We start from the raw sequence: 23,000 nt of genomic DNA, 5'->3' as shown, positions 1-23,000 counted from the left end.
TTATAGCTCCTGTGCTATTGAGGCGGCATCAAGAGCAATGACCCACTCTTCATTTGTTGGCATTACGACTGCTTTTGTTTTTGCATTATGACTGCTAATAATACCTTGTGTGCCAAATCGGGCTGCAAGGTTGGCTGTACTGTCGCAATCAAGGCCAAGATAGCTCAGCTGTGTAATTACTTTATCACGAATAATATCGGAGTTTTCACCAATGCCACCGGTAAAAATTAATGCATCAAGGCGTTGTAATGGCACCATAAATGCGGCTATTTGTTTTGCTAAACGATAACAAAACATCTCCAGCGCTAAAATGGCTTTTTCATTTCCTGCTACAGCAGCTTCTTCTATCGTGCGACAGTCATTAGAAAGTTCGCTGATACCGAGTAAGCCGCTTTGTTGGTTTAATAAGTCATCAATTTGTTGCGCATCGTAGTTAAGTTGGGTGGTTAAAAAGTTAAATAAACCCGGATCAATATCTCCGCTGCGGGTGCCCATCATTAAGCCTTCTAGCGGGGTTAAGCCCATACTGGTATCAACACTTTTACCATTTTTAATCGCACACACAGAGCAGCCGTTACCTAAGTGAGCACTAATAAAATTACTTTGCTTAATAGGTTGGTTTAACAGGGCTGCTGTTTGACCTGTAACATAATAATGGCTGGTGCCATGAAAACCGTAACGCCTCACACCGTAATCAGTATAAAGTTTATAAGGAAGGGCATATAAATAGGCAACATTGCCCATGGTTTGATGAAACGCGGTATCAAACACAGCAACTTGCGGTAGTCCCTTGAATGAGGCTTGTGCCGCAGCAATGCCTAATAAATTAGCGTGCCCATGTAATGGCGCAAGAGTAGCGGCTTGGGTAATACCTTTAATTACATCGTCGTCAATTAGGACCGATTTAGTAAAGTGCTCGCCGCCGTGAACCACACGATGACCCACTGCAATAAGGTTTTCAGCTAAATGGTGTTCGTTAATAAGGCTAACTAAGGTGTTGATTGCTGCACTGTGAGCTTGATCAGGCGCAAGTTCAATTAGTTGTTTTTTGCCAAGGTATTTGTATTTCACTGATGGCGACGATGAGCCTAGGCGTTCAGCAAGACCTGAAATGACTTCTTCAGATGTGGTGGCATCTAAAATAGCGAATTTTAAACTCGAACTTCCACAGTTCAGTACAAGAACATGATGAGGTGATGATTGCAAAGACATAACAGGATCCCATTTTTTGACAATTGCGCATTAATCTTAGTTGTTATATAACCAAGTACTCGAGCATAGTGATTAAAGTAAAAGAGTCATTGGTCGATAAATTGCTATGGATATCTGTAATGACTATACTAAAGTCTAGTTGACTTAACGTGCGCTTATTTTAACTCATTAATTGTTTTAAGGTAAGTTTAAACCATGATCAAAAACACGTTTTGGACGAAAAAGGTGGAAGGGATTTTACACAGGAATGTTACCGTGAATATGATACACTCATTGAGGTAACATTAATAAATATACCAGCGACACTTAGGAGTCATGATGCAAAAAAGTGTGATGTCACAAGTCCAAACTGGTCGTGAATATGCAAAAAAATGGCCTATGCGTAAAGAATTAGCGCCTCTGTTCACGGAGTTTAGAGTGATCAAAGCCACCGAGCTGGCAATTACAGTAATGCCGATTTTGGCAATGCTCACTTTATTTATGCAAATTAATTATTTAGGCAGTAGTTTTTTACCTCAAGCAGTCGCTATTGCGTTGTTTTTTTTATCTCTACCGCTACAGGGATTGCTGTGGTTAGGTAAGCGTGCAGATACCGTACTTGAGCCTGCTATGAAGCATTGGTATAAAGAGCTCCATACGAAAATGGTCGCCAATGGCTACCAAGGACATGTTTCTAAAGATAAACCACGTTATGCAGAGTTGGCCCATTTACTCAATGATATGTTTGATAAAATGGACCGCGCGTTTACCCGAGAGAATCTGTAACACGTTTAAATTGACTAACATAAAATGACAGGGTGACAACTTGCTCACCTTGTTGTTCTAATTGTTGCCAATGTTCAGGGCGAAACTTCCAAGCAAAGGGAGTCATAGTGATCAAATTCTTCACATCTTTAAATGGCAAGCTTACCTGTTGTTCTAATAATGTTTGCTCTATCAGCTCAAACCCTACAGGCGCAGCAATTGCTGTATGCGCATTGACGTCTCGGTAAATATAGTGCTTGAGTTCTTTTAAATGCCAAGGGCCTGGGCTTGCAACTACCAAAGTAGCGTTTGCTTTTGCTAATCGAGCCAATTCAGTATCAAATAATGGGGAAAAAATGCTCACTAATACATCTGCTGAGCCATCATTAAATGGCGCTTGGCTGATTGATGCAACGCTAAAATGACAATTACTGTATCGCTTTGCAGCATATTTAACCGCTGATTTTGATATATCAACGCCATAAACGTGTGCTGTACATGCATTGGCAATCGCATGAGTATAAAAACCTTCCCCGCACCCTAAATCAATTACCTGTTGTGGTGCTTGCAGAGCAACTCGCTGTGCAACGGCTTGTTGTAAAAACTGGTAGTGTCCAGTGGTTAAAAAAGCACGTCTTGCTTGTACCATGTCAAGATTATCGCCAGGTTGCTTAGAGTTCTTTTGTTGCACAGGTAATAAATTCACATAGCCTTCTTTAGCAGTGTCAAAGCTATGGTTGTTAATACATTTTAGCACTTTGGCATGTAACTCAAGGGATTGTTGACAGAGCGGGCATTGGTAATCGAGACTCATGAGTCTAGGTAATCCTTATCATAAAATGTTTTTACCCAATGTGGGCGATAGGTGATCAATAGGGTAATAGCCATGCCGTTTAACATCGCTTCAGGAAAGCAAATAATGACACATAAATAGAGGTAATTTTCACTTAATTCAAACCAATTGTAATTACCGGTTAAATAATAAAATAAGCTAATGGTGATAATCTTAAAGCAGGCGATGAAAGCGGCGCAAATAAAAGTACATACAAAAATGTAAATGAAAAAATGCCGTGGTAATAGGTTATAACACAGTATAAATACCCCATAACTGACTAAAATGGGTAAGTAAGCGGTTAACAATAAGTGGATAGGTAATTGCGCAATGCTTATTTGATTAAAAGCCGTTAACAGCAGGCTTGCTAGGGTGGCGCTCAATAATGCAAAGCGCCAGCCTAAAATAAGCGTTATGGCAGTTACACCTAAAATATGCAGTTCAAGACCGGGTAATATGCCGGCTTTAATTCGCCACAATAAGGCAAATGCTAACGCACAGACAAATAGGCCTGTTTGACGGGCTGGCGTGGTTATTAAACGTTGATAGTGTGACTTATTGACACTCGACCAAAAAATACAGCCGATAACAAGCCAGGCAATGGCCAGAAGTTCAATGCTTATTATCGGAGTTGTCGTTAGCTTATCCATTAGCGTTAACTAAAGGTTGACCATATTGGCGCATGATCTGATGGCTTTTCAATACCACGCAGTTCATAGTCAATACCTGCCTCAATACAACGAGCAGCCAAAGCTGGAGTTGCTAGGATAACATCAATGCGTAGACCACGATTATCATCAAAGCCTCGAGAGCGATAATCAAACCAAGAGTACTGTTCGCTTGTCTCTGGGTGAAGTTCACGGAAGGTGTCTGTAAAACCCCAATCTAGCAAGGTTGCAAGCCATTGACGCTCTTCAGGCTGGAATGAACATTTGCCAGTTTTTAACCAACGCTTGCGGTTAACCTCACCAATGCCAATATCAAGATCAGTAGGAGAAATATTGATGTCGCCCATGACAATGACATCCTCGTCGTTACTGTGGTGGCTTTGTAAGTGAGTCATTAGATCGCGGTAGAACTGTCGCTTGTACGGAAATTTTGTTTCATGAGTAATGTTATCGCCTTGTGGAAAATAGCCATTCATTACGGTTAGATCACGGCCATTTTCTTGGCTAACAGTGACGCTGATCATGCGCTTTTGTGATTCATCAGTATCGGTTGCGAATCCTTTAACCACAGATTTAGGTTCAGTTTTACATAACATAGCTACGCCATAATGCGCTTTTTGACCATGAAAATAAACGTGGTAACCCATACTTTGAACATCGTCGAGTGGGAAAGCTTCATCATGTACTTTTATTTCTTGTAAGCCGATAATATCAGGCTGATGTTTATCTATGATTGCTTGTAATTGGTGCAGGCGAGCTCGCAGCCCATTAATGTTAAATGAAATTACCTTCATGGCTTGACCTTTAATTAGGGTTGTTTTTTGCAGATTATGGCAAATTCTATCATTAATTAGCATGTGGTACATGCGCTTATCTACAATAGCAGCGCTTTAATCGCTACTGCTGTAGATTTTTATAGAATAACTTTTCCAACCTTTGCATTGATCTGGCATAATAGCGTGCTGAATATACCGCAACGTCTTGGTGCTTATGGTGACAAAATCTGCTACGAAACGGATCAGTGATGAGCAACTTGTTGAGATCATAGAAGCGGCGATTTTTGTTGCGGGAAAACCAGTCAGTAAACGGCATTTAAAAGACACTGTATTAACTGAGTTAAGTGTGTCTATGGCACGTATTAATCTCGCGATTGAACAGATCCAAATTCATTATCAAACTCGTGGTATTCGGTTAGTTGAAGTGGGTAGTGGATTTAGATTTCAGGCGTGTGCCAGCTTAGCCCCTTGGTTAAATAACCTTTGGCAAGAACGGGCGCCTAAATATTCCCGTGCACTATTAGAAACTCTTTCGCTTATTGCTTATCGTCAACCGATAACTCGGGGCGAGATAGAGCAAGTACGTGGAGTGACTGTAGGTTCAGCTATTATTAAAAGTCTGCTTGAGCGTGAGTGGATACATGTTGTTGGTCATAAAGAGGTGCCAGGTAGGCCCGCTTTATATGCCACAACCAAACAATTTTTAGATTATTTTTCGTTAACAGGTTTAGATAACTTACCGCCACTGCCAAAACAGCAGCAAAGTAAAATTGACCAGTTATTGAGTGATCCTTCTGTGAGAGAACTATCCGAATGAGTATACAAGGTGAAAAGTTACAAAAAGTCTTAGCAAGAGCGGGCGTAGGTTCGCGACGTGAGATGGAAAAATACATTGATGCAAATCGTGTCAGTGTAAATGGTAAAGTAGCAAAGCTGGGTGATCGTGTTGAAGAAAACGACCAGATCCGTGTTGATGGCCATACGGTAAAAATTGAAGAAAAAGCTGAACGTATCTGCCGTGTTGTTATGTATAACAAACCTGAAGGTGAGTTATGTACACGTAAAGATCCTGAAGGACGTAGAACAGTATTTGATCGTTTGCCGCGCGTTGATGGTGAACGCTGGATTGCTGTTGGTCGTTTAGATATAAATACCGCGGGTTTAATGTTGTTCACCAATGATGGTGAGCTTGCTAACCGCTTAATGCACCCAAGTTACGAGGTAGAGCGTGAATATTCAGCGCGTGTATTTGGTGAAGTAACAGCAGAAACTATCAAAAACTTAACCAAAGGGGTTGAGCTTGAAGATGGGATGGCAAAATTTCTTACTATTAAACCACTGGGCGGTGAAGGTATTAACCGCTGGTATAATGTAACACTAACTGAAGGGCGTAACCGTGAAGTACGTCGTTTATGGCAATCCCAAGATGTTGAAGTTTCTCGTCTTATTCGTATTCGTTATGGCAAGTTAGAGCTCGATAAACGTCTGCCACAAGGTGGCTGGGCTGAGCTAGATTTAGAGACTGTAAATTACTTACGTAAAACAGTTAAGCTTGGCCGTGAAACGCAAACAAAATTATCTGTTATGCCTGAAAAACGCAAAGATAAACGCGCTAAAATTAATCAAATTCGTAAAGCAGTCAAGAAACATAATAATCGCGTTAAACAAACTAAACGCCGTTAATATCTGCCTTGTATTAAAAAGCCGCTAATTAGCGGCTTTTTTAGTTTTCAGTTTATTACTTTGTTTGCGCGTCTAATGATTGACCATTTACGTCTTTTGAATCATCACTCATTAAGTATAAATAAGTTGGCATTAAGTCTTCAGGGCAGGCTAGTTTATCGCGATCTTCGCCGGGATAGACACTGGCACGCATCGCTGTGTTGGTGGCGCCGGGATTAATACAATTTATCCGGATATTAGTTTTAGCTACTTCGCAGGCCCATGTTTGCATCATTCCTTCAACGGCAAATTTTGAAATGGCATACGCGCCCCAAAACTCACGGCCTTGGCGACCAACTCCTGAAGAGGTGAAAATAATTGCAGCACTTGGAGATTTACGTAAAACTGGAAACATATATTTTGTGATCATCGCTTGAGCGGTAACATTCACTTTCATGATGTTATCAAACGTTGATGAACAAAAATGCTCAAGTGGACCCAGTGAGCCAATTATTCCTGCATTATTGAGCAAGCCATCTAGTTTACCAAATTGCTGTTCAATGGTAGCGCCTAAATCACGAAAGTTTTGTTTGCTTGCCCCTTTTAAATCCATCGGGACAATCGCAGGTTTTGGGCCGCCAACTGCAATGATTTCATCGTATACGGCTTCCAGTTTGTTGGTGGTTTTACCCAATAATATAACTGTTGCGCCATGCTTGGCATAAGTTATTGCAGCTACTCGACCAATGCCGTCACCTGCACCAGTTACTAAGATCACTTTGTCTTGTAGGGCATTATCAGCCGCTTTATAGGTTTGCATAAAAAGGTCCAAAAAATCAATTTTTCTGATTTTAACATAGCAAAACACCAAGTTATCGAATTTATTGCAAAATAAGGTGGCGAAATTTGAAACTTTACGTTAACTTTAACTGGTCTAATGTCTTATTAATAACCTAATTACATTATTTTAACTAACTATTACGCGAAAACTTAAAAGAATTAGTAACAAAATTAGCTACACTTATTTATCAACACACATAAAAAAAAGATTACGTGCGGAGCAAACAATATGAAAAAAATGCTACTCTCACTTGCAATTACAGCTGCTTTAGCTGGTTGCGGCGGCGGTGAAACGTTAGAAGATGTTAAAAATGATACACCACCAGTTATTCCATCAGCTACAGTGAAGTTTGACCCCGCAAATGGGGTTATTTCAGTACCAAATGATTTATTAATGAGTGGCACAAAAGATGGCACTATTAATATCCCCGGTGAGTTGAGTGTTAATGGTGTATCAGTGCCAAGGAGCGCCTATGCTAACCCGTCACTGGCACTAGGAGCACTTGATGGCTGGTCTAGCCAAGTTCCTTATAAAGTAGATCTTACCTTTCCTGCGAATGTTAGCCTTGATGAAAGTTCGGCTGGTGCGCCGGGAGCTGTGCGTATTTTTGAAGTTGTTATGGGCGCTAGTTTAACTGATGCAGATTGCGCAGCGGTGCCCGCTGGAGCCGGATGTAAATTATTAGGTGAATTAACCTTTGGCGTTGATTTCATCACTAAAGCAAGTGGTAATGCGGTTGCTATTATTCCATTAAAACCGTTTAAAGCTGGCAGCTCGTATATTAATGTGCTGACGACTGAGCTTAAAGACTCATTAGGGCGTTCAATCCAGCCGTCATCAACGTACGGATTAGTAAAACAGGAAGCCCCATTAGTAACTGAATCGCAACTCGCGCTGCAGGGCGTGGTAAATAGTTATGAAAATGTGGTTACCTCAGGTGGCACTATTAGTAAAGATGAGATTATATATTCAGCAGCGATGACCATTCAGTCTGTCGGTCCCGCACTGGGTACTATTAAGGCAATGCTTGCTGCTAGCTTAGAAAACCCTGCATTGACAACGCCAATGGTTCAAATTCCAGAACAACCAATGTTAACTGTTGAGCAAGTCTTTGCTTCACAGGGGGTTACGGGGCTTTCGCCAGCATTTGCAGGTGTTCTATACCAAAAAGGTAGTGTGACACTGCCTATGTATTTATCTCAACCTAAAGGGAAAGAAATTGCAAATTTGGCTGACACATATTGGCAAGCCATGTGTTCAAGCCCTGTTGCCGTACTGAATCAGCAAGCAGCTGATCAAGCGCTACGCAAAGCAGGAAAAGAAGATGAAATTGATCCAACAATGTTTGATGTTGGTCCATATGAGCCGCTCTGCCAAGGTTTAAGTGACGGGAAACTACATGATTACCCAAAAATTGATATTACTCGTCACTTAACGAAATACAATCCGATCCCTAAAGCGCAAAGCCCGCAAGAAGTGCCTGTACAAATTACTAAGCCGATTTTACCAGTGATTAATGCCGTTAGAGCTGACTTAAATATGCCGGCACTTGAAATGCCTGTAGGAGGATGGCCTGTGGTGATTATGCAACATGGTATAACTTCCAAAAAAGAACACATGTTGGCATTAACAGCGAGTTTAGCTATTCAAGGCTTTGCGACGGTTGCAATTGATCACCCTGTGCATGGTGAGCGTGGCATTGATGTTGACGACGATGGCACGGACGATTTTAATGCGACTAAGGGTGAGGGCTCTGTACTTGCGTACATGAACTTGCAATCATTACTAGTAGCACGTGACAATTTAAGACAGTCTGCAGCTGATTTACTTGCATTACGTCTTGGTCTCAATTTTGTTAAAGATACATCACTCAACTCCTCTGATGTAATGTTTATTGGCCATTCACTTGGCTCAGTAGTTGCTCCTGCTTTTGTTGCTCAAGCAAACACACCTTTAGATAGCCAAGTTGATGGCTTGTTTAAAATCAATAGTGTCGCACTCGCTAGCGGTGGTGGTGGGATAGCCAGTTTCTTATTAGAATCAGCGAGTTTTGGCCCATTTGTGCAAGGCTCTGTATTACTATCAGCGGGGACGTCTGAATCAGCTGAGTTTCAAACGTATAGAGAGGGCCCTGCTGTATCAAACTGTGGTGAAGCAGCGCCAACGAACGAGAGTATTTCATGTGGTTATGGCGAATATTACACTTCTTTAAATGCAGCTGGTGAAGCGACTAAGCTAGCTAACATACAAGGTGTAATGAGTCAGTTCTCATTTGCAGCACAGACGGTCCTTGATAGCGGCGACCCAACAAACTATGCATCAGCTATAAAAGCGCTCGGCACACCTGTTTATATGAATGTGGTTGTAGGTGATGGTGAAGCTAATGGCAATAAACCAGATCAAGTGATCCCACCAATGACTGTAAATAACCCAATTGCAGGTTCACTGCCACTTGCTAACTTAATGGGTTTAACGACAGTAACTCAGTCGCAAGCGCCTACCGAGGTTGGCATGAGCTATTTAGTTAAATTTACCAAAGGTCACCATAGTTCTGTGCTCGATCCAAAACCAGATCAAGATGCTGGATCGACAGCTGAAGGAAGCGCTGCCGCGACAGCTGAAATGCAATTACAGATTGCAACTTACTTAGTAACCCGAGGTCATGCATTATCAATTAAGAAGACAGAGATTGTCACTGATTAACTTTCTAGAGTATTAAAATAAATGAAAAGCCACTGAAAAGTGGCTTTTTTTAGCCTGAATGGTAAATTAAGGCAAATTTAAGTATTGGAGAATACGATTGGAATTTCTATATGAGTACGGGCTGTTTCTCGCTAAAACGGCGACGTTTGTGATTGCCGTTGCTGCAGTAATATTAATTAGTGTCGGCGCAGCGATAAAACCAAAAAGTAAAAAAGGTGAGATTGAGATTGATGATATCTCTGAGCAACTCGATGATTTAAAAAATGATTTTATTGAAAGCACCTTATCTAAAAAAGCATTAAAAGCGCACCATAAAGCACAAAAGAATGAAGTTAAAAAAGCCAATGATGAGGACATCAAACCACGATTATACGTCATTGATTTTAATGGCAGCATGGATGCCCATGAAGTCGATAGTTTACGTGAAGAAATTACCGCAATTGTTGCAATTGCCGATCCTAAGCAAGATAAAGTGTTGGTTAGGCTAGAAAGTGGTGGCGGGGTGGTTCATGGCTATGGACTTGCTGCTTCTCAGCTACAACGCATTAGAAATAGAGGTATCCACCTTACAGTTGCGATTGATAAAGTGGCAGCCAGTGGTGGTTACATGATGGCCTGTGTCGCTGATGAAATAGTTGCCGCCCCGTTTGCTATCGTTGGTTCTATTGGTGTAATCGCACAAATTCCAAACTTTAATAAGATCCTGAAGAAAAATGATGTTGATTTTGAACAGATCACAGCAGGTGAATTTAAACGTACTCTAACGCTATTTGGCGAAAATACAGATAAAGCACGGGAAAAGTTTAAAGAAGAAATAGAGCAAACCCATGACTTATTTAAACAGTTTGTCAGCAGCCAACGACCTAGTTTAGATATTAATGCTGTGGCAACAGGCGAGCATTGGTTTGCGACTCAAGCGCTTGATAAAGGTTTAGTTGATAAGATTCAAACCAGTGATGACACATTACTTAATCTTCAAGCTGAACGACAAATATATAAAATTAAATACAAAATTAAAAAGAGCCTAAGCGACAAGCTTGCTATCGGGTTGAGTAACACTGTTAACAAAACCGGAATATCATTATTGTCTCGTTTTAAAGGGTTAAATCCATAAAGGTTAAAGTTATTAAATGCTAAAAAACCCGCAAATTTGCGGGTTTTTTTCATTTATACGCACAACTTTAGTCAGTTGATTTGTGATAATCCTCTAAGTCTTTGGCTGCATTTGGGTCATTAAATACAGCCTCATCTAATTCACCTTCAGATTTAGCAACCACACATGTCACCATACAATCGCCCGTGACATTGACCGCCGTGCGAGTCATATCAAGTAACCTATCAACACCAATAATGATGGCAATGCCCTCAACAGGTAAACCAACTTGATTCAGAACCATGGCAAGCATGATCAAGCCTACACCAGGGACACCTGCGGTGCCTACAGACGCTAAAGTGGCGGTTAAAATTACCATTAAGTAATCAGAAATCGTTAAATCAACACTGAATACTTGTGCAATAAATACCGTCGCTACACCTTGCATGATTGCTGTGCCGTCCATGTTAATAGTGGCACCGAGTGGAATTGTAAATGACGCAACTGAATTTTTTGCCCCTAATTTTTTAGTGGCTGTTTCAAGTGTAATAGGCATTGTTGCACTTGAGCTTGAAGTACTAAATGCAAATAAACAGGCATGTTTCATTTTTTTCAAAAAGATAATGGGGTTTAATCCAGTTAAAAACTTCAGTAGCAAAGTATAATTAACGAAAGCATGGAAAAATAATGCAGCAACAACAACACCAAAATATTTTGCTAAGCTGAAAATTAAGCTTAACTCTATGGTGGTAAATAGCTTTGCCATTAAGCAGAACACCCCATAAGGAGCCACGTTCATTAATAAGGTAACTAACTTTAAGATCACGGTGTTTAAATCTTCAAAAACAGCCGCAACTCGGTTACCCGCCGAACCGCTAAGCGCCATTGCAATACCAAATAGCAATGCGAATACAATTACTTGTAACATATTGCCACTTGCCATGGCATCAATTGGATTAGTTGGGAACATGCCAATGATTACTTGTGCAAGAGTTGGTGCTTCTTTTGCGCTATAAGTCGCTTCAGAAGGTAAGTTAATCCCTTCCCCTGGATTAACTAATAACGCCAAGGTAATCGCAACCGTGATTGCAATTGCAGTGGTCAGTAGATAAAGGCCGATAGATTTTCCGCCTAAACGGCCTAATTTTTTCGGGTCACTTAAGCTGCATGTTCCGCAAACAAGTGATACAAATACCAGTGGTACAACTAACATTTTCAAACTGGCGATAAATATTTGTCCACCAATATGAAATAAACCATCAATAAAAAAGCCCTTGATTGGCAAAGATAATAATCCAAGTGGGATTAGATAATCGTCTTCGCCAGCTAATATTGCTTGGAAAATAAAGCCTACAGCAACCCCCAAAAACATACCAATCATGATACGGGTGGTTAAACTCATTGAACGGATTTTCGACATAGTAACAATCTATTTTTTATAAATTTGCCATAGCCTACCAGCATGCAAATTTTTATACAGAAAAAATCGATAAATATGAAAAAAAAGTGTGGATCAAAAAAATAACAAAAGTTGTGATTTTAAAGCTTGATATAATCTAGCCATAAGTGGAACATCAGCAAGGATAGGTATAGGTGAAGCCGCTAATGAGGTTTCCTCAGATCAATGTTTACAGCTAACAGCAAAATTGTTGAAAGATGGCGTTGCAGTTTTAACCAGTAGCTTAACAAAAGCATTCCAAATTGCAGCTGTTGATGTAGAAATAGATGTTTCTTCTAATTTAGCTGACTCAGGTGTGTTATCTGCGGCTTATATCAGAGAGATTAATAAAGAGGGAACTTTGTTCACCTCACCATTGCTAATTTAGTTATTTTAGATGAACGAGATGATCTTGCACCATAATTTTATTTTGTATTGTAAAAATGCCAACCATTAAGGTTGGCATTTTTGTTGCTATTCTATATATTCCACTGCAAATACCTTAAAACACCGTTTTGTTTAAATTAACGACAATAATTGTTTAATTATTCATTAAAAACAGAAAAGTTTGTATTAAAAGCTTGTAACAATTGGTGTTTGTGGATATACCTATAAATATTCGCGCCTGTAAAAGGGCAAAACACATTTAAAATACTTGGTTAGAAATAGGCAACTATGGGCAAATCGCTAGTAATTGTAGAGTCTCCTGCTAAGGCTAAAACAATTAATAAATATTTAGGAAACGATTTTATCGTCAAGTCTTCTATTGGGCATGTACGAGATCTTCCTACCTCAGGTTCTGGCAAAACCAAAACTGCAGCTACAAAAACACCTGCGGAAGTGCGCAAAATGGCGCCTGAAGAAAAGGCCGCGTATAAAAAACAGCGTGATTATACTAACTTAGTTGCTCGAATGGGGATTGACCCTGACAAAGGCTGGCAGCCACATTACGAAGTATTACCTGGTAAAGAAAAAGTTGTTCAAGAATTACAAAAGCTCGCTGAAAACGCCGACCAAATCTATCTCGCAACGGATTTGGATAGAGAAGGGGAAGCAATTGCTTGGCACCTTCAAGAGATTATTGGCGGCGAGCCTGAAAAGTATAAACGTGTAGTATTCAATGAAATAACCAAAAATGCCATTCAGGCAGCCTTTGAAGCGCCAGGTGAGCTCAATACTGATATGGTCTATGCCCAGCAGACTCGTCGCTTTTTAGACCGTGTGGTTGGTTTTATGGTGTCTCCATTGTTGTGGCAGAAAGTTGCTAGAGGTTTATCAGCAGGGCGCGTCCAGTCTGTTGCGGTACGTTTATTGGTTGAGCGTGAGCGCGAAATTAAAGCATTTATTCCGGAAGAGTTCTGGGATATTCATGCGGATGTTAAAAATAGCGAATCAGCATTGCGTTTAGAAATATTTAAACAAGGTGATAAAGCGTTTAAGCCAGTGAGCGAAGCACAGGCGATGGCTGCGACTGCATCGCTAGAAAATGCTGAATATAAAGTTGTCAGTGTTGAAGAGAAGCCAAGTAAAAGCCGCCCGAGTGCACCACTTATTACCTCAACAATGCAACAAGCTGCGAGTACTCGCTTAGGTTATGGCGTTAAAAAGACCATGATGTTAGCGCAGCGCTTGTATGAAGCCGGTTACATAACCTATATGCGTACCGACTCAACAAATTTGTCAAAAGATGCTGTCGCTATGTGTCGTGATTACGTAAGCGAGCAATACGGCGATAAGTATTTACCCAAAGAGGCTGTTAATTACAGCTCTAAAGGAAATGCACAAGAGGCGCATGAAGCGATCCGCCCTTCAAGTGTTACTGTGTTATCTGGTCATCTGGATGGTGTAGACCCAGATGCCAAAAAACTTTATGAGCTGATTTGGCGTCAATTTGTTGCGTGTCAAATGGTTCCTGCTGAATATGACTTAACAACATTAACTGTTACTGCCGCCGATTTCCAATTAAGAGCCAAAGGACGGGTGTTACGTTTTGATGGGTGGACTAAAGTGCAACCTGCTATTCGTAAAAAGAATGAAGAAGATCAATCATTACCTGCGATTAAGGAAGGTGAAGTACTAAGCCTTGTTGGGCTTGATCCTAAGCAACACTTTACTAAGCCGCCAGCGCGTTTTAGTGAAGCGAGTCTAGTTAAAGAGCTTGAAAAGCGTGGCATTGGTCGTCCATCTACTTACGCGTCAATTATTTCAACGATCCAAGATCGTGGATATGTACGTGTTGAGAATCGCCGTTTCTTTGCAGAAAAAATGGGTGAAATTGTCACCGATCGGTTAGTTGAGAATTTTACTGATCTGATGAACTTTGACTTCACTGCAAAAATGGAAGGTCGGCTAGATGATATCGCTGAAGGTGAGCGTGTATGGACTCAAGTTCTCGATAAGTTTTACGCTGATTTTTCTACCCAGCTAACTTTAGCCAGCGGCGAAGAAGATGAAGGGGGGATGCGTAAAAATGAAATGGTCGAAACTGATATTGACTGTCCAACATGTGGCAGAAAAATGGGTATTCGAACAGCCTCTACGGGTGTTTTCTTAGGTTGTACGGGTTATAATTTACCACCGAAAGAACGTTGTACTACCACTATGAACTTAGTCTCAGGTGATGAAGCGGTTGCCGCTGACGTTGAAGATGTTGAAACCGAAACATTAATGCAAATGAAGCGTTGCCCAATTTGTGAAACGGCAATGGATCCATACTTGATAGACGAAACGCGTAAATTACATGTTTGTGGTAATAACCCCGCGTGTAAGGGCTATGTTGTCGAGCAGGGCACATTTAAAATTAAAGGCTATGATGGCCCAATCATTGAGTGTGATAAATGCTCATCAGATATGCAGCTTAAATCAGGGCGCTTTGGTAAATACTTTGGCTGTAGTAATGATGAGTGTAAAAACACCCGTAAATTATTACGTAACGGTGAAGCAGCGCCACCAAAAGAAGACCCTGTACAGTTACCTGAATTAGAGTGTGAAAAATCTGATGCGTACTTTGTACTACGTGATGGTGCTGCCGGTATTTTCTTAGCAGCGAATACTTTCCCTAAATCACGCGAAACGCGTGCTCCAAAAGTAGAAGAGTTACAACGTTTTAGAGATCGTATCTCACCTAAATTCTATTATCTTGCGGATGCACCAGCCAAAGATCCTGATGGTAACTTAGCGATTGTTCGCTATAGTCGCAAAAATAAAGAACAATATGTCATGACTGAGGTTGACGGTAAAGCCACTGGCTGGACTGCACATTTCAATGCAGGAAAGTGGATTGAAGAGGCAAAGAAGAAAGCCGCACCTAAGAAGAAACCAGCCGCTAAAAAGGCAACTGTCAAAAAAGCGGCACCTAAAAAAGCTGCTGAGTAGAATACTAAACTCTGAAAACAAAAAAACCGGAATGCACACCCTTGTGTCAATTCCGGTTTTTATATCAAAATATTTTTATTGTAAAGACAAATATAATGTAATAAAAAATGGCAAAATAATGAGGCACTTATATTAATTAATGCTATCTTACGCCAGTTATCAATTAGGAATAATAATGTCTCAAAGCCAACTACCGGATACCACACCTCGTGTTGCATCTAAACTAGAACAGTTTGTTGAAAGCTTTATTTTTCGAGCCCGCTGGCTACTTGCTCCTTTTTTTATAGGGTTACTCGTTGCAATTGTACTGTTACTTTTGAAGTTCTTTAAATACCTGTATCAAATGGCGATAAATACATTTAGCGCTACCAATGAGCAACTACTGGTGAGTATTTTGACCTTGGTTGATACTGCATTACTGGCAGGATTATTACTAATAATTATTTTTAGTGGCTATGAAAATTTTGTTTCTAAATTAAATATCGGTGATCATGAAGATCGCCCAGCATGGATGGGTAAAGTAGGCTTCTCTGGTCTTAAAATGAAATTGATCAGCGCAATTGTTGCCATCTCCGCAGTCGAATTGTTAAAGGTGTTCATAAGCTCTACTAGTCACTCAAGTGATGAATTGATGTGGAAAGTAATAATTCATGTTACTTTTGTTATATCAGGTGTGCTATTTGCTCTAACTGATTTTATAAATAGCAAAACTCACAATCACTAAATAGCAGATATTAAATAGCAGATAACGCATCGCTATCTGTCGTTTAAAGATACTCAACCACATAGGGGTCTATGGTTAAAATCAGTCCCTTATAAAAGTCACGCAGTATAAATCGCGGAATTCTGCATCTTGAGGTGGCTTGGGTATAATCAGATTGAAAGTGTCAGAGTAGGGCCTAAATATAATTAATAGGCCCTCGCGATAATTACTTCGTAAGTAGGTGATCCAATGCACCTTTAATCGCGGCAACTTGAGCTGTAATACATAGCTCCTCTGTTGCCGTCGGACTATCTGGGTAGACCTCTGTCGTCGTGACGTACTGTGCATCTGTAAAGCCCATGCATAAACCGAGGTTTCGTGCTGCGTAATTGATCACCCCATGTTGTTCTAATGGCACACCAATGAGCTGATTGTTTTCATCACTGGGAGCTATTTGAGTCACTTTAACGACAGTGTCAATAATCGCTTTTTGGAATTGTGGTTCAGGTTTATTGCTATCAGCGACAAGATAAAAACCATCAGGAATATTCCAGTTACTGTTCACCTTGCCATCACGAGCCGCAAGTGCAGGGCGAAACTCACTGTTGTCAGTGTCAGTTGTTTCATGCAGATCAATATGCGCTAATAAAGGTATATTGTGTGCTTTAATATAATTTATTAGTGCTGCTGACTCTGGTGCCGGGCTTGGTGAATAAAATGAACGGTTTGGATCTATGGCTGCTGGGTTCCAACGATTAATGGTTTCATATCCCCATGGGCTAATACAAGGAGCAACTAGTAAGTTAAACTCTTTTTCATATTTTATACCTAGCGTTTTCATAAAATGTAATGCGCCATGTACACCACTTGTTTCATAGCCATGCACGCCACCGGTGATCAATATGTTTGGTTTATTTGATGACCACTCTTTTGATTTAATAATAAAGAGAGGATAACGAGTAGGATCAAAACTAAGCGCTCCATATTTCACAACCTCGAAATCATTATCCAGTTCGTTGATTAAAGTTACGACTTGTGATTGATAACTACGTTTAATAGTTTGTTGGTTAAACCAGCACTGTTTATCTTTATCATTCCAAGGCGTACCTTGAGTACCTATTGGATAGTTATTTTCGCTCATAGAACCTTCATTTATTACAATAAAGGTTTAGCTTATCGCCGTACTAACCTCACTGCAACTAGCTGCGACTAAAACACAACTGTAAATTATCAAGGTTAAGATTTATTAGTTGTGTTTGTGGATTCATATAGATTGGCATTTTGGCGCTTGTGGGCTTCGAATAAATAGGCTCTTAGATGTTCTTTCCCTTGATGAATATGAGTAATTTTGGCAGCCATGCCTCGCTTACTAAAACGCACTGGCTCGATGTTGATAGTAATATTTTTCTTGTTTGGAAGGGTTAATTTTATTTGTTGCTCAGTCGTAAAAGGAGCTTCTTTAGTTGTTAACTTTAGAAAAACTCCAGTACTTGAAATTGATTCAACTTTAAAGCCTTGGCTCTGAATGTTGAGATTTTCACTACGCCAGCAGCGTTTTATTCCTTGAGTGTCGATGACTTCAGGTGCACTTAATATTGGGATCATAACACCTGTTTTATCAATTCTTATTTTAAGTGGAAACCATAATTGATAATCGCCAACTTCAGCCAATAGTGTTAATTTTGTATTATGGAGTAATTCAGCAATATTGGCAGGGATAGCGCTTTGTAATGTCAGAGTATGATTGTTGTTCAATTTGTCAGGAGCTGTCACTTGGAAAAGATCCGATATAAAATTTAGTTCTTCATTGGTTATATCCATAAAGCAGCTGATCCCATGCACGCGATAATGTAGTTAACACCGTATTTTCAAATCGAGAATTGATTCATACAATTATGATAGCGGCAGTGGAGTAACATACTTGAGTTATTTAAGAAAATAAGTATATTCTGCGCCAGAAAACCGCCTTTTTGGACTGTTAAAATGTATAAGACTTAACGCTTTTATACAGTGTCAGACGGTAAATATACCCTTATTTATTCTTACATGATAGTTTTTGTTGGTTTAATAAACAGCAGCTAAATCTTATTGCTAGAATTGACGTAAATTATTGCAGCTGCTAAGATTATTAAGGGTATTTTAGAGTTGTGACTTTGCTAGCTGCAATGATCGAAATAGCTTGATAATTACAATTTTACTTTTATCTCGTTTATATTAAACACCTGCTCTTTATGAATATTTACACGCCGAATATTTTCACTTGCTTACATTTTTTTAATTATTTTGGTGTACTTTTAAGTGCATTTTTTACGTGCACGTAATTACTGGGCAATATATGAACTATATTCTCTATCAACAACCGATAATTAACTTCATTACACAATATGCTTGCAATTCTAAATCAGAATTATTAGCGATGGTTGATGACACGCACAGTACTTTAAGGGTTGATGCATACAGAGTATTTGAAAATACTCTTTCAAATTTTCAAAAGTTGGGTGTTATTGAATACAGTAGCTTAGATCGTCTGCTTAAAAGCGTTGCGGTGAATTTGAAAACGACAAGTAAGTCTGAGTCTTTTCTCGTTTCACAGTTAGCAACTTGGTGGAAAGAGTGGCACTTTGCGCTATCGATGCATGCAACAAGTCAGAATGTTTTTTTTCCGGTACAAAATATTGAACATTTAACACAAGATGATAAACAACTAACTCGCCAGCATGATTTGAGTGAGTACATTAATTTATTTACGCAAGTACCAATCCCTTTATTTAATGTCAGTATGCTCACCGATAACATAATCCGTATAAACCAACGTTTTGTAGATGTGTTTGGCTATACTATTGGCGATATTCCAACACTTAATGATTGGTGGCGTAATGCTTACCCAGATCCACACTATCTGATGTGGGTACGACAAACCTGGCAACAAGCGATTAGTTCTGCGTTAGAAAATGATACTGATATTGTACCACAAGTTTATTGTGTTACTTGTAAAGATGGCTCTCATATAATGATGGAAATTTCGGGGAGATATTTTAAAAACGAACTTTTAGCTATTTTTAAGGATGTAACAGAACATTTAGCTGCTGAAGATACTCTTCGGGACATGGCGTTTTTAGACTCATTAACACAAATTGCTAATCGACGTTGTTTTGATGACAAGTTGGCCAGTGAACTTGAATTAATGCATAGAAAAATAAAACCGTTATCAATGATCTTAATGGACATCGATTATTTCAAACAATATAACGATAATTACGGTCATATTAAAGGTGATGAATGTTTGTATCAAATTGCACAATGTATTGCGGCGACGATAAGTCACGAAAAGGACTTTGTTGCACGTTTTGGCGGTGAAGAATTTGTGGTGTTACTGCCAGACGCTGATCCGAAAAAAGTTTTGCACTGTGCGTTACAAATTCAGCAAGCAATTGATCAGTTAGCTATTAAGCATGAATATACTGATATTGGTTATATAACGCTAAGCATGGGTATTAAAACCTTGCATAATCCTCAATGTGGCGATTATATCCATTTTGTTGATGCGGCAGATAAAGCTTTATATCAAGCAAAGGGACGAGGCCGTAATTGTATTGTGGTTAGTGAAGATTGATATAAATAGCAGCCAGCGCTTAAGATCAGCTTAATTTATTGTTCATCAGCGATTACGTTAAAATGGCCATTCTCAATTCCTTTTAACGTATAGTCACCAATACGATAGCGAATCAAACGTAAAGTAGGGTGACCAATATGTGCTGTCATCCTTCTTACCTGGCGATTACGTCCTTCGGTAAGAGTAATACTAAGCCAACTAGTTGGTATATTTTTTCGTTCTCTAACTGGAGGGTTACGTGGCCATAGAGTTGGCTCAGTAATACGTTTAACAATAGCGGGCAATGTTAAGCCATCTTTGAGAACGACACCTTGGCACAGTTGTTTAATTGCTGCATCAGTTGGTTCACCTTCAACTTGTGCCCAGTAAGTTTTACTGGTTTTTTTGTTTGGCGCTGTTAAGGTGTTTTGTAATTTCCCACAATTAGTGAGTAATAGCAGGCCTTCACTGTCTCTATCTAATCGCCCAGCAGCATACACATCTTTAATGGTAATAAAGTTAGCTAAGGTTTGTCTGTTTGCTTCATCAGTAAACTGGCACAATACATCAAATGGTTTATTAAATAAGACTATTTTTCGCTCACTTGCGGCAATGGCTGGTTTTATCTCGCGCTTTATTGAATTATTCATTTTTTTTGTTGTAATAGCACCGCGATTATAACTACGGCCGCTATTTCGGCGTTTAGCTGTTGTCATTGTTAGATGCACCGTGCGGGTTTTGGTAAGCCAGCAATTTTAGTTGCTTGCTTAGCAGGGCCTTTGGGAAAAAGAGTGTACAGATAAATACTATTGCCTTTATCTTCACCCAGTGCTTTTGCCATTGCTTTAACTAACATTCTTATTGCTGGGCTAGTGTTGTACTCCAAATAGAAATTACGCACAAAATGGATCACTTCCCAGTGTTGGGGGGTTAATTCAATGTTTTCTTGCTCGGCAATAACGCAGGCTAATTGTTCACTCCATAACAAGTGATCAAGCAAGTAACCTTGTTTATCCGTGTCGATAATTTGATTATTAAATTCAAGCATGTATTACCACGTAATTGAGTGAGATGTTACTAATGTTAGCGCAACAAAGTCGTCATAACTAAGCGAGTGATCGGGTTGATTGATAGTGATATCTCGTACCTTGGCGTCATCAGCAAGTATTAATAAGTGTGTTGCAAGCTGTCTAAATTGGGCAATAGCAAAGCATGCGTCACTTAATAATAATACTTTGTCTGTTGGCTGGATCAGGTTAACCAATTGATCAGTGCTGTAATAGCCAAATGGCTTGGAAAATATATGTAAAGTGCTCATAAGTTCACTATGTGTCGTTGTTGGGTAATAAGTTGAGTTTGCTGCTGATAATTAAGCGCTTTTACTGCAATTAATAGGTTGTTTTTATCAAGGCCATACTCGAGCAGAGACTTTTCGCACACGTAAATGTTTTCAACATCGTAAATTTCTAACGTTCTGATGGCCTTAAAGTAGTTCTTTAAACCTATATGCTCAGGGTATTGATGTTTTTTTAAAGCAAGTACCGCAGAGCCGCTAAATAACCAACTAATATTTTGCTCAACCGCGGCAAATATAAGCGTCATATCTAGCGCATCGCGAATATGCAGATCATCAAAAGGGCTGTGGTGGCTTAATACAAGTACATTTATCATTTAAATTGCACCCATTTATCCGCATCACTGGCAAGCATTGCAAACTCAGCTAGCCCTGCGACTGCAAAAACACCGGTATTATTTATATCAAGGCCACGCTTTTCAGCAGCAGTAACGCATAATATTAGCTGAATCCCTTGCTCATGTAATTGTTGCCATAGAGTGTTAATCGGTAATTCATCAGCGGCTAAACCTAGTTGCTCGCTGGCATGATAAACGCCGTTTTGATATAAAAAAATGGCATCGATATTATGCCCTTGTGTTAAACATGCTTGAGCAAATTTAACCAAACGTTGCGTGGTATCATGATCCGATGGTGCGCTGTGCAGAGAAAGTACAAATCGTGCCAAAATTATTCCAATAAAAAAGCCCCTAAAGAGGGGCTATTTTAACAGAACTATTTAATTAGTCATTATTTGCGCCAAGTAGTGCAAGTAACGAAGTAAATAAGTTATATACACTTAAATATAAAGAGACTGTAGCGCGAATATAGTTTGTTTCGCCACCGTTGATGATGCGGCTGGTATCAAACAAGATTAAGCCAGACATGATCAACACAACCGCTGCATTTAAGACCATAAACATTAGCGAGCTGCCGATGAATATATTAACAATGCTGGCCACAATCACAACAATAAGGCCTACTGTTAAAAAACCACCCATAAAAGAGAAGTCTTTTTTAGTGTTTAGTGCATACGCAGACAAACCTAAGAAAATCAGCGCAGTTGAGCCTAACGCTTGCATAATAAGCATTGGCCCATTTGGCATCGCTGCATAATGGTTAAGTAACGGACCAAGGCCTGCGCCCATTAAACCCGTAAAAGCGAATACCCATGCAACGCCTGACGCGCTTTCGGCTTTTTTATTTACAACAAATAAAAGGCCAAATGAAATAAGAGTAAAAACTAACCCCATAAAATAAGGTAGTTGTAATGCCATTGAGATACCAGCCGTCACAGCACTAAATGCTAATGTCATGGCCAATAAGAAATAGGTGTTTTTAAGTACCTTGTTTGTTTCAATGGTCGACATAACCGGTTTAGCGGTATTGTACGATTGATTAAATGCCATTTTAGAGCTCCTTTAGAAACCTATTAAAAGTTGTGATAATTAAACTGAAGTTAGATTACCAAGACTTCTATATTTGGGCAAACCTTTGTAGTTCAATAGACCGATAATTAAAAAGAAAAGTTCAATTTAGTGTTATTTTTACTCAGTTCTGAGTTAAGAATATACAAATCAATGGTTTTTTAAGCACTTAAATACTTTTTTAAAAAAAAAGCTTCACAAAGACCACGGCCTTCTCTATTATGCAGGCCGTGCGGAGAGATGGCAGAGTGGTCGAATGCACCGGTCTTGAAAACCGGCAGGGGTTTATAGCCCCTCTAGGGTTCAAATCCCTATCTCTCCACCACCTAATTAAAATAATTGCGAGTACACTCTTACTCATGATTTAAAGTAGTTTCGGAGAGATGGCAGAGTGGCCGAATGCACCGGTCTTGAAAACCGGCAGGGGTTTATAGCCCCTCTAGGGTTCAAATCCCTATCTCTCCACCATATAAAATAGCCTGCTAAATTAGCGGGCTTTTTTGTGTCTAAAATTTATATAGTTGGCTAAGTACGACCATAGTCTCTATTTCGAAGTGGTACAACATCATGCATCCTTAGTATTTATTCCGGTATGATTTTT

At 39.6% G+C, this 23,000-nt stretch carries 23 protein-coding genes and 2 tRNA genes; 11 read left to right on the top strand and 14 right to left on the bottom strand.

Annotation, left to right across the window (positions count from 1 at the left end):
• Positions 1 to 1,212: an acetate kinase gene (locus HHO47_RS00720; RefSeq protein WP_169017928.1), complete on the bottom strand. Its 1,212-nt coding sequence runs from the start codon at positions 1,210 to 1,212 to the stop codon at positions 1 to 3.
• A gap of 318 nt (positions 1,213 to 1,530) precedes the next feature.
• Between HHO47_RS00720 and yfbV the strand changes: the two genes are divergently transcribed.
• Positions 1,531 to 1,977 carry a terminus macrodomain insulation protein YfbV gene (gene yfbV / locus HHO47_RS00715; protein WP_169018238.1) on the top strand — a complete coding sequence of 149 codons (447 nt, stop codon included), beginning with the start codon at positions 1,531 to 1,533 and terminating at the stop codon, positions 1,975 to 1,977.
• On the opposite strand, the gene rlmA is transcribed toward yfbV, so the two are convergent.
• Genes rlmA through xthA form a run of 3 tightly spaced genes read right to left on the bottom strand, consistent with a single transcriptional unit; the run spans position 1,958 to position 4,250 of the window.
• A complete protein-coding gene (gene rlmA, locus HHO47_RS00710) occupies positions 1,958 to 2,770 on the bottom strand; it encodes a 23S rRNA (guanine(745)-N(1))-methyltransferase (RefSeq protein ID WP_169017926.1) in 813 nt (270 codons plus the stop codon). The genes yfbV and rlmA overlap by 20 nt on opposite strands.
• The gene (locus HHO47_RS00705) at positions 2,767 to 3,438 is read right to left on the bottom strand and encodes an energy-coupling factor ABC transporter permease (RefSeq protein ID WP_211183555.1); all 672 of its coding nucleotides are present in this window, start codon (positions 3,436 to 3,438) and stop codon (positions 2,767 to 2,769) included. The genes rlmA and HHO47_RS00705 overlap by 4 nt, the downstream gene beginning before the upstream one ends.
• A gap of 5 nt (positions 3,439 to 3,443) precedes the next feature.
• On the bottom strand, positions 3,444 to 4,250 hold the full coding sequence (gene xthA, locus HHO47_RS00700; RefSeq protein WP_169017924.1) for an exodeoxyribonuclease III: 807 nt from the start codon (positions 4,248 to 4,250) through the stop codon (positions 3,444 to 3,446).
• Between the two features lie 196 nt (positions 4,251 to 4,446).
• On the opposite strand from xthA, the gene scpB reads away from it, so the two are divergent.
• Both scpB and rluB read left to right on the top strand, forming a co-directional pair.
• Positions 4,447 to 5,049, top strand: coding sequence for an SMC-Scp complex subunit ScpB (gene scpB / locus HHO47_RS00695; protein WP_169017922.1), 603 nt, complete (start codon positions 4,447 to 4,449; stop codon positions 5,047 to 5,049).
• On the top strand, positions 5,046 to 5,915 hold the full coding sequence (gene rluB / locus HHO47_RS00690) for a 23S rRNA pseudouridine(2605) synthase RluB (protein WP_169017920.1): 870 nt from the start codon (positions 5,046 to 5,048) through the stop codon (positions 5,913 to 5,915). Before scpB ends, rluB begins: the two co-directional genes overlap by 4 nt.
• 55 nt (positions 5,916 to 5,970) lie before the next feature.
• Here the strand turns inward: rluB and HHO47_RS00685 are convergent, their stop codons facing one another.
• The gene (locus tag HHO47_RS00685; RefSeq protein WP_169017918.1) at positions 5,971 to 6,714 is read right to left on the bottom strand and encodes a YciK family oxidoreductase; all 744 of its coding nucleotides are present in this window, start codon (positions 6,712 to 6,714) and stop codon (positions 5,971 to 5,973) included.
• Positions 6,715 to 6,963: 249 nt separating this feature from the next.
• Here HHO47_RS00685 and HHO47_RS00680 point away from each other — a divergent pair, with 249 nt between their 5' ends.
• Both HHO47_RS00680 and sohB read left to right on the top strand, forming a co-directional pair.
• Positions 6,964 to 9,438, top strand: a complete 2,475-nt coding sequence (locus tag HHO47_RS00680; RefSeq protein WP_169017916.1) for a VolA/Pla-1 family phospholipase — start codon at positions 6,964 to 6,966, stop codon at positions 9,436 to 9,438.
• A 97-nt stretch (positions 9,439 to 9,535) separates the two neighbouring features.
• Entirely contained in the window at positions 9,536 to 10,552 is a 1,017-nt protein-coding gene (sohB, locus tag HHO47_RS00675) for a protease SohB (protein WP_169017914.1), read from the top strand.
• Between the two features lie 67 nt (positions 10,553 to 10,619).
• Here the strand turns inward: sohB and HHO47_RS00670 are convergent, their stop codons facing one another.
• A complete protein-coding gene (locus HHO47_RS00670) occupies positions 10,620 to 11,951 on the bottom strand; it encodes a dicarboxylate/amino acid:cation symporter (RefSeq protein WP_169017912.1) in 1,332 nt (443 codons plus the stop codon).
• 229 nt (positions 11,952 to 12,180) lie between these two features.
• Here HHO47_RS00670 and HHO47_RS00665 point away from each other — a divergent pair, with 229 nt between their 5' ends.
• The 3 genes from HHO47_RS00665 (at position 12,181) to HHO47_RS00655 (ending at position 16,068) form a co-directional block, all read left to right on the top strand.
• The gene (locus tag HHO47_RS00665) at positions 12,181 to 12,357 is read left to right on the top strand and encodes a hypothetical protein (RefSeq protein WP_169017910.1); all 177 of its coding nucleotides are present in this window, start codon (positions 12,181 to 12,183) and stop codon (positions 12,355 to 12,357) included.
• 287 nt (positions 12,358 to 12,644) lie between these two features.
• Entirely contained in the window at positions 12,645 to 15,344 is a 2,700-nt protein-coding gene (topA, locus tag HHO47_RS00660) for a type I DNA topoisomerase (RefSeq protein ID WP_169017908.1), read from the top strand.
• Between the two features lie 175 nt (positions 15,345 to 15,519).
• On the top strand, positions 15,520 to 16,068 hold the full coding sequence (locus HHO47_RS00655) for a TIGR00645 family protein (RefSeq protein WP_169017906.1): 549 nt from the start codon (positions 15,520 to 15,522) through the stop codon (positions 16,066 to 16,068).
• A 205-nt stretch (positions 16,069 to 16,273) separates the two neighbouring features.
• Here the strand turns inward: HHO47_RS00655 and HHO47_RS00650 are convergent, their stop codons facing one another.
• Positions 16,274 to 17,188 (bottom strand): M14 family metallopeptidase, encoded by a 915-nt coding sequence (locus HHO47_RS00650; RefSeq protein WP_169017904.1) that lies wholly within the window; start codon positions 17,186 to 17,188, stop codon positions 16,274 to 16,276.
• 95 nt (positions 17,189 to 17,283) lie between these two features.
• Entirely contained in the window at positions 17,284 to 17,868 is a 585-nt protein-coding gene (locus HHO47_RS00645; RefSeq protein ID WP_169017902.1) for a hypothetical protein, read from the bottom strand.
• A 514-nt stretch (positions 17,869 to 18,382) separates the two neighbouring features.
• On the opposite strand from HHO47_RS00645, the gene HHO47_RS00640 reads away from it, so the two are divergent.
• Positions 18,383 to 19,660, top strand: a complete 1,278-nt coding sequence (locus HHO47_RS00640) for a sensor domain-containing diguanylate cyclase (RefSeq protein WP_169017900.1) — start codon at positions 18,383 to 18,385, stop codon at positions 19,658 to 19,660.
• Positions 19,661 to 19,695: 35 nt separating this feature from the next.
• Here the strand turns inward: HHO47_RS00640 and HHO47_RS00635 are convergent, their stop codons facing one another.
• From HHO47_RS00635 to HHO47_RS00610, 6 genes are read right to left on the bottom strand one after another with little or no spacing between them, the layout of a single operon-like run.
• Positions 19,696 to 20,355, bottom strand: a complete 660-nt coding sequence (locus HHO47_RS00635) for a pseudouridine synthase (RefSeq protein WP_169017898.1) — start codon at positions 20,353 to 20,355, stop codon at positions 19,696 to 19,698.
• Between the two features lie 2 nt (positions 20,356 to 20,357).
• Positions 20,358 to 20,687 (bottom strand): TusE/DsrC/DsvC family sulfur relay protein, encoded by a 330-nt coding sequence (locus HHO47_RS00630; protein WP_169017896.1) that lies wholly within the window; start codon positions 20,685 to 20,687, stop codon positions 20,358 to 20,360.
• Between the two features lie 3 nt (positions 20,688 to 20,690).
• Positions 20,691 to 20,957: a DsrH/TusB family sulfur metabolism protein gene (locus HHO47_RS00625; protein WP_169017894.1), complete on the bottom strand. Its 267-nt coding sequence runs from the start codon at positions 20,955 to 20,957 to the stop codon at positions 20,691 to 20,693.
• The gene (gene tusC, locus HHO47_RS00620) at positions 20,954 to 21,310 is read right to left on the bottom strand and encodes a sulfurtransferase complex subunit TusC (protein ID WP_169017892.1); all 357 of its coding nucleotides are present in this window, start codon (positions 21,308 to 21,310) and stop codon (positions 20,954 to 20,956) included. Before tusC ends, HHO47_RS00625 begins: the two co-directional genes overlap by 4 nt.
• Positions 21,307 to 21,660, bottom strand: coding sequence for a sulfurtransferase complex subunit TusD (tusD, locus tag HHO47_RS00615; RefSeq protein WP_169017890.1), 354 nt, complete (start codon positions 21,658 to 21,660; stop codon positions 21,307 to 21,309). The genes tusC and tusD overlap by 4 nt, the downstream gene beginning before the upstream one ends.
• Positions 21,661 to 21,715: 55 nt before the next feature.
• Complete coding sequence (locus tag HHO47_RS00610; RefSeq protein ID WP_169017888.1) at positions 21,716 to 22,381, bottom strand: Bax inhibitor-1/YccA family protein; 666 nt, start codon at positions 22,379 to 22,381, stop codon at positions 21,716 to 21,718.
• Between the two features lie 252 nt (positions 22,382 to 22,633).
• On the opposite strand from HHO47_RS00610, the gene HHO47_RS00605 reads away from it, so the two are divergent.
• Positions 22,634 to 22,724, top strand: a tRNA-Ser gene (locus HHO47_RS00605).
• Between the two features lie 52 nt (positions 22,725 to 22,776).
• Positions 22,777 to 22,867, top strand: a tRNA-Ser gene (locus HHO47_RS00600).
• Positions 22,868 to 23,000 lie beyond the last annotated feature (133 nt).

This window comes from Pseudoalteromonas arctica (assembly GCF_012927645.1).
Taxonomy (GTDB): Bacteria; Pseudomonadota; Gammaproteobacteria; order Enterobacterales; family Alteromonadaceae; genus Pseudoalteromonas; species Pseudoalteromonas arctica_A.
Note: the sequence above shows the minus strand (reverse complement) of the source record. Positions and strands in the feature narration are given on the sequence as shown.